We start from the raw sequence: 14984 nt of genomic DNA, 5'->3' as shown, positions 1-14984 counted from the left end.
GTGAAAAATGGAACACAGAACACTGGGCAACTCCGGCTTGCGCGTCGCCCCCATCGGCCTGGGCTGCATGGGCATGAGCTTTGCCTACGGCGGCGCGGACGAAGCCGCCTCGCTGCGCGTGCTGCACCGCGCCGTGGAACTGGGCGTGACCCTGATCGATACAGCGGAAGTCTATGGCCCCTACGCCAACGAGGACTTGATAGGCCGCGCCCTGAAGCAATTTCGCGGCAAAGTCAGCATCGCCACCAAGTTCGGCTTCAAGATCTTGCCTGAAGGAAAAGGCGTGGCACGCATGGCGGGCGTCGACAGCCGCCCCGAGCATATTCGCCAGGCGGTGGAAGCGTCGCTGTCCCGGCTGGGCATCGAATGCATCGACTTGCTGTACCAGCACCGCGTGGACCCCGCCGTGCCCATCGAGGACGTCGTCGGCGCCATGGCCGGCCTGGTGCGCGCGGGCAAGGTGCGCCACCTGGGGCTGTCGGAAGTGTCGGCCGCCACCCTGCGCCGCGCCCACGCCGTGCACCCGATTGCGGCCGTGCAGTCCGAATACTCGCTGTGGAGCCGCGACGTGGAAGCGGAGGTGCTGCCCGCCTGCCGCGCCCTCGGCATCGGCTTCGTGCCCTACAGCCCGCTGGGCCGGGGTTTCCTGACGGGCCAGCTCACGTCCAGCGCGATGCTGGCGCCCGACGATTATCGCCACAGCCTGCCCCGCTTCCAGCCGCAGGCGATGGCGGCCAACGCGCACCTGGTGGCAGAACTGCAACGCCTGGCGGCGGCGCGCGGCGTCACGGCGGCCCAGCTGGCCCTGGCCTGGCTGCTGGCGCAAGGCGACGACCTCGTGCCGATACCCGGCGCCCGCAGCCTGGCGCACCTGGAAGAAAACGTGGCCGCCGCGCGTATCCCCCTGGGCGACAGCGAGCTGGCCGCCATCGGCGCCGCCATCGCGCCCGCCAGTGTGCAAGGCGCGCGCTATCCGGACGTGGAACTTGCCATGCTTGGCCTGTAGACAAGCGTACTCGAGTACGCTAATTTGAGTACGAATACCGCTTCTTTTTGCCCGCCGCACTTGAAATGCCTGAATCCGCTATCATTTCCAGTCTGAACTATTCATTATGAAAGGGATTTACATGTCCGCACTGCTCGAAACACTGCAATGGCGCTACGCCACCAAGAAAATGGACCCGACGAAAACGGTGCCGCAAGACAAGGTCGAGCGCATCCTGGAAGCCGTGCGCCTGACGGCCAGCTCCAGCGGACTGCATCCTTATGAAGTCTTCGTCGTGACGAATCCGGCCCTGCGCGAGCAGATCAAGCCGCACGCGTGGAACCAGGGCCAGGTGACGGACGCCTCGCACCTGCTGGTGTTTGCCGCCTGGGACAATTACACGGTGGAACGCATCAACGCGCGCTTCGACCTGGTCAACGAGGTGCGCGGCTTCAAGAATGAAGGCTGGGAAGCGTATCGCCAGCAAATCCTGGCCACGTATCCGCAGCGCGATGCCGAGACCAACTACCAGCACGCGGCACGCCAGGCCTACATCGGCGTGGGCACGGCCCTGATCGCCGCGGCGCAGGAACAAGTCGATTCGACGCCGATGGAAGGTTTTGATCCGGCCAAGGTCGATGAAATCCTGAACCTGCGCGAAAAAGGCCTGCGTTCCGTCGTCATGCTGCCGCTGGGCTACCGCGCCGACGAAGGCGACTGGCTGGTGGACTTGAAAAAAGTGCGCCCTGCGCGCGAGCAATTCATCACCGAGCTGGCGTAAGCGCTACGCCAGTGACTGAAAAGCGGATGCCCTGACCGGCATCCGCTTTTTTTTTTGACCGTTCAGGCCGCCTGCGGGAAGCGCACCGTCACCTGCAATCCCCGCCCCGCCTCGCCGTCGGCCAGCGCGATATCGGCCTGGTGGTGCTCGGCGATGTGGCGCACGATGGACAGGCCCAGGCCGCAGCCCCAGGCGTCGTTGCCGTCGGGACGGAAGAAACGGTCGAACAGGCGCGCATGGTGCTGGCGCGGCACGCCGGGGCCGTTGTCGGACACGCGCAGCAAGGGCCTGCCCTCTTCCACTGCCGCCTGCAAGTCGACCCGGCCGCCCTGCTGCGTGTAGCGCAAGGCATTGTCGATCAAGTTGTTCAGCAACACTTGCAAGCCGTCGGGATCGGCCTGCACCAGCACCCTGGCGGGCAGCGCTTCCACCACGCCCAGGTCGATGGCGCGGCTGTCGGCCAGCGCGCTATGGTCGCCCACGGCCGCTTCCAGCAATTGTCCCAGGTCCACCGTGTGCAGTTGGCTGACCGTGAGCGCCGTTTCATGGCGCGCCAGGCTCAGCAACTGACGCACGAGGTGCGTGCTGCGGTCCAGCCGTTCGTGCAGCCGCGCCAGCGCCACGCGCCGTTCTTCCTCGCTGCCGGCCCGTTCGGCCACCTGCAGCTGCAGTTTCAATGCCGTCAGCGGCGAACGCAATTCATGCGCGGCATCGGCGACAAAGGTGCGCTGCGCCGTCAGCGCCGCCTCGAACTGCCCCATCAGGCTGTTGAGCGCCAGCGCCACGGGCCGCAGTTCGGGCGGCATGTCGTCGGCCGCCAGGGGCGTCAGCGCGTCCGGCGAACGGCCCGCCACGGACTCGGCCAGCCGGTGCAGGGGCGCCAGCGCGCGTCCCACGACGGCGACGATCAGCAGCGCCAGGATCAGCGCGAACACCAGCAGGGGCGCGCCGGCCCGCATCGTCATCCGCCAGGCCAGCTGGTCGCGCACGGCCTGCGCCTGCGCCACCTGCACGTAGCGGCCGCGCCGCGTTTCGCCGTACAGGCGCCAGTCCTCGCCGTGCAGCTCGACATCGGCGAAACCGGCCAGCGCATAGCGCGGCAGTGCCGGCTGCTCCTGCAGGACGGGCAAGGGCTGGCCATCCTCGTCCCACGCCTGCAGCACGAACGCTTCTTCCGGCTCTTGCGCGGCGGCCAGTCCCTCCTGCGGCTCGAACTCGTCGGGCAAGGCCACGGCCAGCTGGCGCAGCTGCAAGTCGGCCAGCTCATTGGTTTCTTCCAGCAGCGAACGGAACAGGGAAATGCCGGCGCCCAGCACGCACAGCAGGGTGGCGGCCAGCAAACCGAGCAGCAATTGGCGGCGGATGGTCAGCAAGATGCTACCCGCATCTTGTAACCCACGCCGCGCACGGTCTGGATGCAATCCGCACCGAGCTTCTTGCGCAGCTGGTACACGTACACGTCGACGGTATTGCTTTCCACTTCGCTATCCCAGCCGTACAGCTTTTCGCTCAGCTGGCGCTTCGACACCACCTTGCCCGGATGGTCGAGCAAGGCGCGCAGCACGGAAAACTCGCGCGGCGGCAGCTTGATCTGCTCGCCCTCGAACGTGACGTCGTGGCTGGCCAGGTCGAGGATCAGCGCGCCATGCTCGATGACGGAGCGCGAACGGCTGACGCGGCGGCGCAGCAGCGCGCGGATGCGCGCCAGCAGCTCGTCGAGGTCGAACGGCTTGACCAGGTAATCGTCGGCGCCGCTGTCGAGCCCTTCCACGCGGGCCGGCGTGCCGTCGCGCGCCGTGATGATCAGCACGGGCAACTCGGCACCCCGCGCGCGCATGGCACGCAGCACGTCCATGCCCTCCTTGCCGGGCAAGCCCAGGTCCAGCAGCATCAAATCGTAGGCGAAGCCGGCCAGCGCCAGCTCCGCATCGTGGCCATCGCGCACCCAGTCCACGGCATAGCACTCGCCGCGCAAGCCCTCGACCAGGCTTTCCCCGATCATCGGATCGTCTTCCACCAGCAACACGCGCACGCGGGCCTCTCAAAGTCTTGAAAAAGCCACCATCTTACCTTGACTGGCGCCGCGCCGCAGGGGCTGCCGCGGTAGCCTTACCTGGACCCGGACCCGCGGAACGGCGGGATATTGCCTTCTTGCGGATACAGCGCCACGCCTGTCGCAAGCGGTGCCGCCGCAGCGAGCGCCTCGCCGGGCTGGGCCGCTTGCGATACGGGCAGAACGGCCAGCAGGGATACTGCGCCAACACAGAAAACAGCCTTGATTTTCATATCATTCCTTCAAAGGTTGCATAGAAAAATATCGGATCAATACATTGTTTCGTATATTGATAAACAGGCAATACCAGTCCAAGATAGCTACATGCCGGCAACAAGTCAATCTCCGCAGCAACTGAATTGCCCGCGTGTCCGCCCATGCCATGCATGGCGTGAATTCGCGATACCGTGACTATGTGCGCATTTGGCGCGTTTTTTATGCGGTATATTTTCCTTCCCTCCACGCATCTGGAAAGGCATGCCATGTCCAGTTCCACCCAAGATACCGTCATCGTCAAGGCGGCGATTTATCCGCCCATCGGCATTGCCCGCGTGGGCAACAGCCCCAGCGAATACTTTATGGGACCGGAGGTGCCGGAACCGGCGCCGCGGCCGGCCGGCTATTACCGCGATGCGTCCGGGGCCATCAAGCGCCAGGCGGCGGGCTTTCGCATCTACGGCCTGAACGCCGCCGGCGTGGCCGTGGCCGAGTTGAACGCCAGCAATGCCGACATCGAATGGTCCGTCACGCTGGCCAACACCAAGGCGGCGTGGTATCAGTTCCAGATCGCGCTCGACATTCCCGAGGCGAATGCCACCCAGCCCTCGTTCCTGCGCAACATGGCCGTCACCGACCGCGCGCAACTGTCCATCACGCCGGGCGAGCGCAAGATCGGCGGCAGCGAACAGCCGGCCGTCGCCTTCGACAGCGGCCGCTTCATGGGCACGCCCGTCTACCTGGGCGAATTGCGCACGGACGCCATGGGACGGCTGATCGTGCTGGGCGGCCATGGCAAGTCCGCCTCGTGGAATGGCGCGCGCGCCATCACCTTCGCCAACAACGAAGGCTGGCATGACGACACGGCCGACGGCCCCGTCTGCGCCACGGTGCACTACCAGGGCCATGCCTTGCCCGTCGACATGGCCTGGGTGGTCGTCGCGCCGCCCGACTACGCGCCGCAGCAAAAGTCGGTGCGCACCATGTGGGACTTGATGCGCGACCTGTTTGTTTCCGAAAACAAAATTACCGCGCCTGCCGTTCCCTCGTTCCATGACGACATCCGTCCCATTTTCGAGCGCCTGTCCAACCTGCAATGGGTCAACGCCGGCTTCGCGGCCGCCTTCGGCTGGGATGGCAGCACGCCGTTCAGCCGCGACGAATGGATGGCGCGCCTGGCCAGTCCGTCCGAAAACCGCAAGGAGTGGCGCAACGTCATCTATAACCAGTTCCGCCAGTTCGAGCGCGACGCCTGGGCGCCATCGCCGTGGCCATGGCTGTATGGCGACGCGATGGCCATCCCGCCGGCAGACACGCCGCGCCAGAACTGCGCGCTGAGCAATTTGCAGTTGCGCTTCCTCAAGCAATGGGCCGACGGCAAGTTCACGGACGACTACGCACCCGGCAAGACGCCGCCGCAAAGCCTGGCCGACGTGGAAGTGGCGCAGCAGCCGGACACCCTGCTGCGCGCGGCCATGGAATTCTGCCTGGCCGACGCCTTCCACCCCGGCTGCGAAATGACCTGGCCCATGCGCCAGGCCAGCATGTACAGCGCGCCGTTCCGCCTGGCGCACCGGCCGCCCGGCTGGGTGGAGCCGGATTACGGTGCCGTATTGACGCCGGACAATATCGGCAGCCCCTGCTCGGCGCAGATCGCCGGCGGCGTGACGCGCTGGATGGCCGTGCCTTGGCAAACGGACACGGCCAGTTGCCGCTCCGGCTACCAATCCGACTACGATCCCTATGTGCCGACCTTCTGGCCCGCGCGCGTGCCGAACCAGGTGATGAGCAAGCTCGCCTACGACACGGTGATGAACCGGGAAGCCCCCACCGACGACCGCCTGGCCGCCTTCGCCCGGCGCGCCGCGTGGATACGTCCGCTGGGCAACATCAACTATGAAGAGCAAATCAACAACATGATCGCCGACCTAGCGCAAGTGGGCGTGGTCGAGGTGCGCCCCGGCCCCACGGACGTGAGCGGCTTCCCCGCCTTCCTGCAGGTGGAAAACCTGCCGCAAGCGATCGCCGGCAAGCATACATTGCGTGCCGCGGCGCCCATACCGGACGAGTTTGTCGACGTCGACCTGGAAGGCACGGAAAAAGCGCGGCATCTGCAGCGGCACCGCTCGTGACGGTGCTGCAGGCCGACGTGCTCGTCGTCGGTGCCGGTCCGGCCGGCGCCACGGCCGCCCTGAACCTGGCGGGGCGGCACCGGGTCTTGCTGGTCGACCGGCTGGCCGCGCCGCTGGCGCGCATCGGTGAATCGCTGCCGCCCGCCGCCGCGCGCCTGCTGCAAGACATGGGCTTGCTCGACGCCTTCCTGCGCCAGGGCCATGCGCCCTACCACGGCAACCGCGCGTGGTGGAACGGCGCCTGGGCGGAACACCACTTCCTCAGCGACCCCGATGGCCACGGCTGGCACCTGGCGCGCGGCACCTTCGACCTGTGGCTGCGCGACGAGGCGCGCCAACGCGGCGCCGCCCTGCTGGCCTCGGCCAGGGTCGCGGACATCGCGCCGGACGATGGCGGCTGGAGAGTACGGCTGGAAACGCAGCACGGCCCGTGCGACGCGGCGGCGCGCATCGTCATCGACGCCACGGGACGCAGCGCCCGGCTGGCCCGCAAAGCGGGCGCGCAGCGCCGGCACAGCGACCGGCTGATATCGATATGGCAATACGGACATGAACGCACGCCCTCCGCGCGGGGCTTTGCCCACATCGAGGCGTGCGAATACGGCTGGTGGTACAGCGCGCCCCTGCCCGGCCAGCGCCGCGTGCTGGCCCTGCATACGGATGCAGACTTGCTCGGCAACACCGCCCTGCGCGATGCCGGCTGGCTGGAAGCGGCGGCGCGGCGCTTGCCGGCCACGCGGGAATTGCTGGAGCAGCAAGGCTACGGGGCAGATACACCGGCCCTGGCCACGCCCGCCCATACGGCCGCCCTGGACGCCGCCGCAGGACCAGGCTGGTTCGCCGCCGGCGACGCGGCCCTGAGCTTCGACCCGCTGTCGTCGCAAGGCATCTTCAACGCCCTCTACACGGGCCTGGCCGCCGCCGAAGCGGCCGACCGCACGCTGCAGGGCGACGCCACGGCTTGCCAGCAATACAATGCGGAACTGGCGGCCATCGGCGCGGCATACGGACGCCACCTGGCATACTGTTACGGCCAGGAAACACGCTGGCCGTCGGCGCCATTCTGGAGCCGGCGCCGGCCGCTCGCGGCCCGCTGACCCGCCGGCCCGCAAAAAAATCGCCGCGCCGCCGTGCTGCCACGCGCTGCCGCTATGGCTGCATGGCCAGCGCCCCGATCACCAGCGCGCGCATGCCCAGGTCGAACTCGGCCTCGATGAGCGCATCGTCCTCTGCTTCCCAGGCGTCGCCGGCCGGCGCATACACGGTGTCGGCCAGGGCCACGCAGTGGAAGGCCACGGTCGACAGCAGCCAGCGGGCGCGCTCCCTGGGCAGCCGGTAGCTGTCCGCCACTTGCGCCTGGTGGGCGTCGATCCGGGCCAGCATGGCCGGCGTCGTCGCTTTTCTGCGCAGCAGGTACGGCGCCAGCCCCGGATGCGACTTGACCAGCGCGCGCAGCGAGGCGCTGAAACGCAGCAGGTAGCCCTCCAGGTCGTCGTTGCCCGTCGCCGGCAGTTTCCATCGAACAAAAATTTCCTCGGCCACCAGCAGCTTGAGCGCCGCCAGGTTCTCCACATGCTTGTACAACGCCACATGGCTGACGCCGAGCAAGGTGGCGACACCAGTGAACGTCATGGCGGGCAGGCCCAGCGCCATGCCGGCGTCGGCGATGCGTTCGCGCGTGATGCTGGGGGGACGCCCGGGGCGGGGCGAAGTGCTTGCAATAGTCATCGTTATGGTCCGTGGCGGCAGCTGCGTTGTCGGTTTCAGTTAATTAGTTTAGCATGATGAAACTAATTACCCAATACCAAGGAGTACTTACCATGGCAACACCAGTAGAACAGCAATCCAACGGTCCCTTGCGCAATGCCGAGCATGACCGCAGCCTGCATGACGTCACGGCCGCCGTCGTCGCCATCGCGCATCCCGTTCCCAGCGTGTTGCGCGTCACGGCCCGCCTGGACCGTTCCGGCGACGATCCCCAATGGGCGTTGCCCAACGTGGCCTTCCGCATCCACCTCGACGGACCAGCGTATGGCGGCGCGTCGCGCATCTACACCGTGCGCAGCTTTGACGCGCAGGCAGGCGCGTTTACCTTCGATATCGTGCGGCATGCACACGCGAGTCCGATGATGCACTGGGGTAACAACCTGCGCGTGGGCGAGGTCTTCCGCCTGACGGGGCCGCGCCCGCAGTTCGTCGTTCCTGCCGGTGCCGAAAAGAAAATCGCCCTCTTCCTCGACGAAACGGGCATACCCGCGCTGTACGCCATGCTGCAGCAGTGGCCCGCCGGCGCGAGCGGCATCGGATGGGTGGTGACGGATGATGCGGCCGCCTTTGCCGAGCTGCCCACCGTGCCGGGCCTGGCGTTGCAACGCCTCGGCACGGCCCACGTGGCGCCGGACGGGCCGCTGGCGGCCCAGGCCAGGGCCTTGCAATATCCGCACGATTACGCGATCTGGGGCGCCGGCGAGCGCGATGAAATGCGCGCCATCCGCCAGCATTTTCGCGTCGACGCCGGCCTGTCCAAGGAACAGGTGCTGGTGGCCGGCTACTGGAAACGGGGCGTCAGCAACACGGACATCGATCTGCGCCGCCGGCAAAATTTCGAGCAGCTGATCGCCAATGGCGGCACCCTGGCCGATTTCGACGACCTGGCCGTCGAAGTGTGAGCGGCGCCGGTCGCGGCGCGCGCTAGCGGGCGGCGAAGTCGAAGCGCCACGCGTCCTGGCTGCGGCGCAAGGTAACGTCCACTTCGGTAGCCGAGACCGGCATCGCATACTGCGTCATGTCCTGGAAACTCTCCAGGCTGTAGGTCTGGCCCGCTGCCGGCCGCATGGCCACCACAAAATACAGGCTGGGCAGGTATTCGAAACCGACCGTCATGTTGGCATCGACATCGGGCATGGTCGCAACCGGCCGGTCGTTCACGTACCAGTTGCAGCTGAATGGGGTGAATGGGCTGGTCTCGTTCATGACGCCGCATTGCGACGGCGTCAACTTCGATTGCGCCAGCGAGGCGGCGGCTGGCTGCAGCAGCGGCGACAAGCCATGCGGGCTCACGGCCGACAGCAGCTGGCCCGGCGCGATGACCTGGCGGCCCGAGACGATCTTGTTCCCGGTGATGCCGAAACTGTTCACGTCGGTCGAGATCCTGTCCTCGTAGTGGAACGATTCGGTGGCGCCGGCCGACCCCGTCAACACCTGCCAGGCATGGCTGCGGTAATGGCCCTGCGGGTTGTGCAGCTTCAGGAAAACCAGCACGGAGTTGCCTAGCAAATCGTCTGTTTCCACGTTGTAGCGGACGTTGAATTGAATGCCCATCGCTTGCTCCCTGCCTGGAATCTGCACGAACTCAGGAAAGACAGCGCCGGAGGACGAGTCCACGATTTCCTCCGGCGCCGGTTGTCACTGCCCCTGCCCTGGCTGATGCAGGGCGTAAGCACGCTATTCGCGAACGATTACTGCGCCAGGTAGCGTTCCGAACGGGGACCGTACAGCAAGCCATTCGGCACGCCGGCCGACAGCATGCGCGCATTTGCCGTGCCGGCGAGCGGATGGCTGGCATCGGTGCTGGTATTAATGATCTGCTTGACGGCCGCCGTCACCAGCATGCCGACCAAGCCACCGCCACCGCTGTTATTGCCTTCGTTGCTCGACGCGCTGGCCGCGCCCTGCCACAGCAAGGCGCCCGTCTTCAGGTCGACCAGCTTGGCATCGACCGACACTACCGTCACGCTGTCGATCACGGCATAGGTCGTGCCGTACTTGGAAATCGTCACGTACAGGCCCGCATCGGCGCCAAAGATCTCGTTGAGCTTTTTCGCGTCGACGCCGTGGATATCGGCGGCGTTCGTCAAACCGTTCTGCTTGAAGGTTTCACCGACCACGGCCACCGGCAGCACATAGTATCCCGCTTCGGCCAGCGGATACGTCACTTGCGCGTAGACGCTGTTGCCGGCATTGACTTCCGGCGAGTTGTTCAACGGCGGCAAGACCACGATGGAGCGGGGCTTGGCTGCCTTGAAGGCGGTGTAATCGTAGGCCGCCTGCTTGGTGGCGCAACCGACCATGAAGATGGCGGGACCCAGACACAAGGCCATTTTCAACATGCGCGACATCATAATTTCTCGCCTTTTTTCATTTTACCCAACAGGAAGTCCATGTACGGCGTCGATTCCGGGAACAGTTTTTTCTCGTCTTCGAACTGCGCTTCGACTTGCTCCGGCTTGCCAGCGATCGAGTACAGCATGCCCAGGTGGGCATGGAAACCCGGCGGCGCGTGGTTGCCCTTCGCGCCGATCACTTGCAAGTCTTTTTCCATGGCGGCGATCTGCTGTTCCGGGCTTTCACCCTTCAGGTATTCGTACACTTGCGGCTGGTAGCCTTCCCATTGGTACAGGGTCTTCGATTGCGTGGCGCAACCGGTCAGGGCGGCACAGGCGAGCAGCGCCAGCAGGGCTGCGCCCTTGTTCATCATTGTTTTCATGGGATACCTTATTGTTTGCGCATTGCGCCCGCTTCGACACCAGCCACCAGGCGCTCGACCGCTTCGCGCATGGCCAGGTCCAGCACCTTGCCATTGAGGGTCGCGTCATAGCTGGCCGTACCGCCAAAACCCAGCACTTCGCGGTTCGACAGGCTGTATTCACCGGCGCCGGCGGCCGAAAACACGACTTCCGACGTAGCGATGTTGACGACGTTCAAGGTGACCTTGGCATATGCCACTTGCGTCTTGCCGCGGCCCATGATGCCGAACAATTGCTTGTCGCCAACTTCCTTGCGGCCGAATTCGGTCACGTCGCCCGTGACGACGAAATCCGCGCCCTTGATATTCTGGCCCTGCTTCTTGAACTCGGCTTCCTGCTTGAGTTCCGCCATGTTGTCGCGGTCGAGCACATTGAAACGGTTGGACGTCTGCAGGTGCGCAATCAGGATCGTTTTCGACTGGCTGCCCAGGCGGTCGACGCCATCGGAAAAGATGCCGCGCATGAAGTTCGAGCGGTTGTCGAATTTGCCGACAGCGATCAGGGTGCGTGGACCAACGTAGGGACGGGCTGCGCTGGCAACCGTGGGGACAGCCAAAGCTTGCGAGGATTCGGAAGCGCAACCAGCCAACGCCGCGCCAATCAGCGCTGCAATCAACAACGCGCCGGGTTTATTCTTGTTCATAGTGCCCTTATGATATGGAGGATCAGGAGCAACCTGCGAAATTGATTTTTGGCAAGTTAATTTCCTAATGGCAATTATATGGTATTGCATGTCTCACAATTCTCTCCAAAAGTAACGATGGCAAGGATTGCATGATTGCCGGCGCTACTCAGGCGCGGCCCTGCTTGACTTCCTGGGGCCGATTCATTAACTTAGTAGTAAAAAAGCGCGCCGTCAGCGCCCTGTGCCACTGTCCCTCTCGGACTTCGCCCGCCGGCCCGCCCCACTCCGGCGCCAACTCCACGTTTTCCACCTGGACGGGTCTCCTGGCCATGCCGATACACGATCATTCCCCGGCCCATCCGCTGGCCACGGCGCTGGCGCTCTCGCTGGGCGCGGCCGTCGCCCTGGGCCTGTCGCGCTTTTCCTATGGCTTGCTGCTGCCGCCCATGCGCGCCGACCTGGGCTGGTCCTACCTGCTGGCAGGGGCCATGAACACCTTCAATGCGCTCGGCTATTTTCTCGGCGCCCTGGCCACGCCGGCCCTGATGCGCCGCCTGGGCGTGTGGCGCTTGCTGATCGTCGGTTCCGTGCTGGCCAGCATCTTCATGCTGATGTCGGGCCTCGTCAGCGATACGGCCACCCTGTTCCTGCAGCGCGTGTGCGCGGGCGTGGCAAGCGCCTTCATCTTCATCGCCGGCGGCGTGCTGGCGGCGCGGCTCGGCTCCATACACAGCCAGCGCGCCGGCTTCTACATCGGCCTGTATTACGGCGGCACGGGATTCGGCATCGCGCTGTCGGCCCTGCTGGTGCCGGCCGCATTGGCGTCCGCCCAGCAGCACGGCGCCGCTCATGCCTGGCAATGGCCGTGGCTGGCACTGGGCATCGCCTGCCTGCTCGCCACCGCCGTCATGGCCTTGCCGGCAAAAGCCATCGGCGAAGCGCCGCGTGCCGTCGACACGCCGCGGCGCTTCGCCTGGCGCGACTTTTCCCCCAGCCTGGCCGGCTACTTCATGTTCGGCGTCGGCTACATCGGCTACATGACCTTCGTCATCGCCCTGCTCAAGCAGCAAGGCATGCCGCCCACCTTGATCACGGTGTTCTACACGGTATTGGGCCTGGCGGTGGTGGCGTCGTCGCGCATCTGGGCGCGCATGCTGGACCGTTACAAGGGCGGCGAATCGCTGGCGATATTGAATGGCGTGCTGGGCGCGGCGACCATCCTGCCCGCGCTGACGAGCTTTGTCCCCGTCGTGTTCCTCTCCGGACTCGTCTTCGGCGCCGTGTTCCTGTCGGTCGTGGCGTCGACCACGGCCCTGGTGCGGCATAACCTGCCGCAACAATCCTGGACGGCCGGCATCAGCGCCTACACGACGGTATTCGCGCTGGGCCAGATCGTCGGCCCCATCGTTGTCGGCTGGATCGCCGACGGCCCGGCCGGCCTGGAACGGGGCTTGATCGCCTCGGCCATCGCCCTCTTCATCGGCGCGGCGCTGGCCGCACGGCAAAAGGCGCTGGCGGCGGGTGCGTAAGCGACTGTCTCGCACATGCATTGGCCCCGCTTATTGCGGTTTGGCATACTTTGCGACGCCGGTTACATCGAACAGTACACAACGCTGGTTTCCAACTACCCAGGCGTCGTGCCCTGGTGGCATATAGAAGACGTCACCCGGGCCATATTCCATTTCGGCGCCATCATTCATCCTTACCACCATCCGTCCCTCAAGGACCATGCCGGTATGAGCTGCCTGGCACGAATCGGTTCCTGCAATCGGTTTTACGTGCAGACTCCAACGCCAGCCAGGCTCAAATTCGCCGCGCCCCATGGTCTGTTCGCCAAGCGTAAAGACAGCCATCCGGCCGGCTCCGTCCTTGAATGGGCGGACTTCGTCCGGCTTATCCAAGGATTTCTTTTCTAACATCGCACTCATGACCCGCCCCTCCTTTGGAATTTCTGGAAGTATTAAATTTCCGAATTGGAATAACTGACACAATATAAAAATCACATCATTTTCCAATATAGTTTAATAATGGAAATTTACAAGCAGAGCACCTGCCGCACTTACCTCAAATGCGGAGACGGATCGTACAATTGAAACTTCCGGGCCAATGCTTCAACATCCATTTACACTGCAGGCATAGCCCACCTTCGCGGAAAGAAAACGATGAACACCGATGCACGAAAAATCCCGGCAACGATGGATGCGGAAACGCTGGAATTCATCCAGGGCCTGTTCGCCCTGGTGCGCGAAGGTGATACGCAGCAACTGGGCGCCATGGTGGCTCAGGGCGTGCCAGTGAACTTTCGCAATGAAAAAGGCGACAGCCTGATCATGCTGGCCAGCTACCATGGCCACCTGGAAACGTCGCGCCTGCTGCTCGCAGCGGGCGCCGACGCCAACGTCCCCAACGACCAGGGCCAGACGCCGCTGGCCGGCGTCGCCTACAAGGGTTACCTGGACATCGCCGAACTGCTGCTCCGGCACGGCGCCAAGGTGGAAGGCAGCAGTCCGGATGGCAAGACCCCCTTGATGATGGCCGCCATGTTCAACCGCCTAGCCATTCTCGACCTGCTGCTGCAACACGGCGCCCGCATCGATGCCGTGGACAGCCGGGGCATGACCGCCGCCTCGCTGGCCAAGAGCATGAATGCGCAGGAAACCCTGGGCCGCCTGGCCAGCTTGGGACAGACGGCATAGCCGACGCTGCCGAATGAGTGACTATTCCCATTTGATAGTCAATGAGATGGCTAAGCGCTTGATTTTTCAGTGTCTTCCAAACCATTCAGTTACCGATACCCTCAAAAATACCCTCACCAGCAAAATCCGCTATTGCCGGTTTGTCGCGACAACGCGTTCATCTCAGCACAGCAGCAATCAAAGCGCACGATAAATTTAAGGATACGCCGATCTTCAGCGCCGCGCTGTCACCCTGTCATTAACGCCATATCAAGCCCGCTATAGCGACAGAGACGAGGCAATGGGACGAGCTTATCTGTCTGCCGCTTTTACCCTGTCCCACACTACCGCCGCTTTTCACGTCTCAAGCAAGACAGTCAGTCGGGCCGTATCGGCAATTAATAAAGCGCAACTTGCCGCAAATAGAGATGACTAAAGCGGAGATCATGTACAAATGGCGGACCTGACCCTGGCCCTGTGTGCTTAAAAACCCCATAAATACATGACTTACAAGACAGTTTGAGGACATCTATACTTAACTTGGGTGGATTGGTATCTGATCCCACCCCTTGTACCGATTACGTTTCTAAATATCGCCTTCCCTAATTTTCAAAACAAAAGAATGTAGCAACTCATATTCATCATCCGTTTTTGCATAACGTTCCAAAGCAGGAATTAGGTAATACAACAACAATTCAATATTTTCTCCTTTAATAGGAAGCTTCTCCTCCATGACCTTTATAAAGACCTTAAATGACATAATAGACAAGAAAATATCATAAACTTTCCCATTAGCAAAAGGAATTTTTTTTAGATAATGTTTTGCCAAACGAATCTGATCCCCCCTGCGCCATGACAAATGCGGAATTATTTGCAAGGCCTTCCAATAATCAGGATTCTCCACAGAATAATTCAACAACAACCAATCTACCGCCTCGTCAGTTGGAATTTTTCTAAGATTGGCAATTTCATTTTTCACATCATTACCCAT

At 63.5% G+C, this 14984-nt stretch carries 17 protein-coding genes; 7 read left to right on the top strand and 10 right to left on the bottom strand.

Annotation, left to right across the window (positions count from 1 at the left end):
- The first annotated feature begins 7 nt into the window (after positions 1-7).
- Complete coding sequence (locus O3300_RS00920) at positions 8-1006, top strand: aldo/keto reductase (protein ID WP_305051677.1); 999 nt, start codon at positions 8-10, stop codon at positions 1004-1006.
- Between the two features lie 121 nt (positions 1007-1127).
- The gene (locus tag O3300_RS00915) at positions 1128-1766 is read left to right on the top strand and encodes an NAD(P)H-dependent oxidoreductase (RefSeq protein WP_077403440.1); all 639 of its coding nucleotides are present in this window, start codon (positions 1128-1130) and stop codon (positions 1764-1766) included.
- Positions 1767-1828: 62 nt separating this feature from the next.
- Here the strand turns inward: O3300_RS00915 and O3300_RS00910 are convergent, their stop codons facing one another.
- The 3 genes from O3300_RS00910 to O3300_RS00900 form a co-directional block, all read right to left on the bottom strand.
- A complete protein-coding gene (locus tag O3300_RS00910; protein ID WP_305051676.1) occupies positions 1829-3139 on the bottom strand; it encodes an ATP-binding protein in 1311 nt (436 codons plus the stop codon).
- Complete coding sequence (locus O3300_RS00905) at positions 3133-3798, bottom strand: response regulator transcription factor (RefSeq protein ID WP_305051675.1); 666 nt, start codon at positions 3796-3798, stop codon at positions 3133-3135. Before O3300_RS00905 ends, O3300_RS00910 begins: the two co-directional genes overlap by 7 nt.
- Before the next feature lie 77 nt (positions 3799-3875).
- The gene (locus O3300_RS00900; protein ID WP_305051674.1) at positions 3876-4052 is read right to left on the bottom strand and encodes a hypothetical protein; all 177 of its coding nucleotides are present in this window, start codon (positions 4050-4052) and stop codon (positions 3876-3878) included.
- Between the two features lie 249 nt (positions 4053-4301).
- On the opposite strand from O3300_RS00900, the gene O3300_RS00895 reads away from it, so the two are divergent.
- Positions 4302-6167 (top strand): LodA/GoxA family CTQ-dependent oxidase, encoded by a 1866-nt coding sequence (locus O3300_RS00895; RefSeq protein WP_305051673.1) that lies wholly within the window; start codon positions 4302-4304, stop codon positions 6165-6167.
- Entirely contained in the window at positions 6164-7264 is a 1101-nt protein-coding gene (locus tag O3300_RS00890) for a tryptophan 7-halogenase (protein ID WP_305051672.1), read from the top strand. The genes O3300_RS00895 and O3300_RS00890 overlap by 4 nt, the downstream gene beginning before the upstream one ends.
- 52 nt (positions 7265-7316) lie before the next feature.
- Here O3300_RS00890 and O3300_RS00885 read toward each other — a convergent pair whose 3' ends face one another.
- Positions 7317-7895, bottom strand: coding sequence for a TetR/AcrR family transcriptional regulator (locus O3300_RS00885; RefSeq protein ID WP_305051671.1), 579 nt, complete (start codon positions 7893-7895; stop codon positions 7317-7319).
- Positions 7896-7987: 92 nt separating this feature from the next.
- Between O3300_RS00885 and O3300_RS00880 the strand changes: the two genes are divergently transcribed.
- A complete protein-coding gene (locus O3300_RS00880; RefSeq protein WP_305051670.1) occupies positions 7988-8836 on the top strand; it encodes a siderophore-interacting protein in 849 nt (282 codons plus the stop codon).
- Positions 8837-8858: 22 nt separating this feature from the next.
- On the opposite strand, the gene O3300_RS00875 is transcribed toward O3300_RS00880, so the two are convergent.
- The 4 genes from O3300_RS00875 to O3300_RS00860 all read right to left on the bottom strand — a co-directional run bounded on the left by O3300_RS00875 (position 8859) and on the right by O3300_RS00860 (position 11336).
- Positions 8859-9551 (bottom strand): hypothetical protein, encoded by a 693-nt coding sequence (locus O3300_RS00875; protein ID WP_305051669.1) that lies wholly within the window; start codon positions 9549-9551, stop codon positions 8859-8861.
- Positions 9552-9625: 74 nt separating this feature from the next.
- Positions 9626-10288, bottom strand: a complete 663-nt coding sequence (locus tag O3300_RS00870) for a DUF799 domain-containing protein (RefSeq protein ID WP_034788080.1) — start codon at positions 10286-10288, stop codon at positions 9626-9628.
- Positions 10285-10653, bottom strand: coding sequence for a DUF4810 domain-containing protein (locus O3300_RS00865; RefSeq protein ID WP_231958215.1), 369 nt, complete (start codon positions 10651-10653; stop codon positions 10285-10287). The genes O3300_RS00870 and O3300_RS00865 overlap by 4 nt, the downstream gene beginning before the upstream one ends.
- Positions 10654-10661: 8 nt before the next feature.
- Positions 10662-11336, bottom strand: coding sequence for a CsgG/HfaB family protein (locus O3300_RS00860; protein WP_077403418.1), 675 nt, complete (start codon positions 11334-11336; stop codon positions 10662-10664).
- A 311-nt stretch (positions 11337-11647) separates the two neighbouring features.
- Between O3300_RS00860 and O3300_RS00855 the strand changes: the two genes are divergently transcribed.
- Entirely contained in the window at positions 11648-12847 is a 1200-nt protein-coding gene (locus O3300_RS00855) for a YbfB/YjiJ family MFS transporter (protein ID WP_305051668.1), read from the top strand.
- Between the two features lie 30 nt (positions 12848-12877).
- Here the strand turns inward: O3300_RS00855 and O3300_RS00850 are convergent, their stop codons facing one another.
- The gene (locus tag O3300_RS00850; protein WP_215409092.1) at positions 12878-13246 is read right to left on the bottom strand and encodes a cupin domain-containing protein; all 369 of its coding nucleotides are present in this window, start codon (positions 13244-13246) and stop codon (positions 12878-12880) included.
- A 234-nt stretch (positions 13247-13480) separates the two neighbouring features.
- Between O3300_RS00850 and O3300_RS00845 the strand changes: the two genes are divergently transcribed.
- On the top strand, positions 13481-14014 hold the full coding sequence (locus O3300_RS00845) for an ankyrin repeat domain-containing protein (RefSeq protein ID WP_305051667.1): 534 nt from the start codon (positions 13481-13483) through the stop codon (positions 14012-14014).
- A gap of 565 nt (positions 14015-14579) precedes the next feature.
- Here the strand turns inward: O3300_RS00845 and O3300_RS00840 are convergent.
- Positions 14580-14984 (bottom strand): hypothetical protein, encoded by a 405-nt coding sequence (locus O3300_RS00840; protein WP_251349107.1) that lies wholly within the window; start codon positions 14982-14984, stop codon positions 14580-14582.

Origin of the sequence: Janthinobacterium sp. SUN206 (genome assembly GCF_030587305.1) — a bacterium.
GTDB lineage: Bacteria > Pseudomonadota > Gammaproteobacteria > Burkholderiales > Burkholderiaceae_D > Janthinobacterium > Janthinobacterium kumbetense.
Note: the sequence above shows the minus strand (reverse complement) of the source record. Positions and strands in the feature narration are given on the sequence as shown.